1 protein-coding gene is annotated in these 1,101 nt (G+C 74.9%); it reads left to right on the forward strand.

What is annotated here, in order from left to right:
- A partial coding sequence (locus tag GA0115259_RS31435) for an FAD-dependent monooxygenase (RefSeq protein ID WP_107469311.1) occupies nucleotides 1-1,101 on the forward strand: 1,101 nt, incomplete at both ends.

Here is a 1,101-nt window from a genome sequence, read left to right on the forward strand (position 1 = left end):
CGGGCGGGGCACCCACTGGACCGGCTGGCGGCTGATGCGGCGCAAGCAGCTCATGCGGGAGCTGCCGCTCGGCGGTGAGGACGGCGCGCCGGCGCCGCTGCACATTCCGCAGCACGCGCTCGCGCGCGGGCTGCGGGACGCCATCGCGGGCCAGGAGCTCGTACGGCTGGTCACCGGCAGCCGGCTCGACTCGCTGGAGCAGGACGACCGCGGAGTCACCGTGCACACGCGCGGGCCCGGCGCGACGTGGTGGCGTGGCAGCCATGTCGTGGGCTGCGACGGCGCCCGGTCCACGGTCCGCAAGCTGCTCAACATCCGCTTTCCGGGACGTACGGCGGTGGAGCGGCACGCCGTCGCGGCGCTCCGCGTCGATCTTCCCTGGCCCGGCGAGGCGCTGCTGCACCGCCAGCCGCCCTGGCCCAGCGGCGGCGAGGAGGTCTCCGCGAGGCCTCTCGCGGACGATGTCTGGCGGCTCGACTGGCTGCTGCCCGCGCGCGGCGAGTTGGTCACTCCCGACGCGCTGGTGACGCGTTTACGGGACACCCTGGCCGGCTGGTGCGGCACGACACCGCCGTACGAGCTGCTCGACACGGGCGTCTACACGCTGCACCACCGGCTGGCCAGGCGCTGGCGGGTGGGACGGGCCTTCCTGGCCGGGGACGCGGCCCATCTGCTGGGTGCGGTGGGCACCCAAGGGCTCGACGAAGGGCTGCGTGACATCGCCAATCTCGCCTGGAAGCTGGCCGAGGACTGGCACCGCGGGGCCACGGAGGCCCTGCTGGACAGCTACCAGGCCGAGCGGCGCACCGCCGTCGCCTCCCGGCTGCGCGCGGCCGACCAGTCGCTGCCGATACTGCGGGGCGGCGGCGGGCTGCGTACGTATATGCCGGGTGCGCGTGGACATGACACGCTGCTCGCCGACGGGCATCTGGGGCACGGGCCATTGGGAGCACCGCCGTCCTATCCGCACTCCCCTCTCGCGCCCCCGTACGCCGAGGCGCACACCACCGTGGGCACGCCTCCGGGCGGTCCGGTCGCGGACGTGCTGGTCACAGCGCCGGACGGGACGACCGTACGGCTCGGGGACCGGCTCGGACGGGG

This window comes from Streptomyces sp. MnatMP-M17, from assembly GCF_900091995.1.
Taxonomy (GTDB): Bacteria; Actinomycetota; Actinomycetes; order Streptomycetales; family Streptomycetaceae; genus Streptomyces.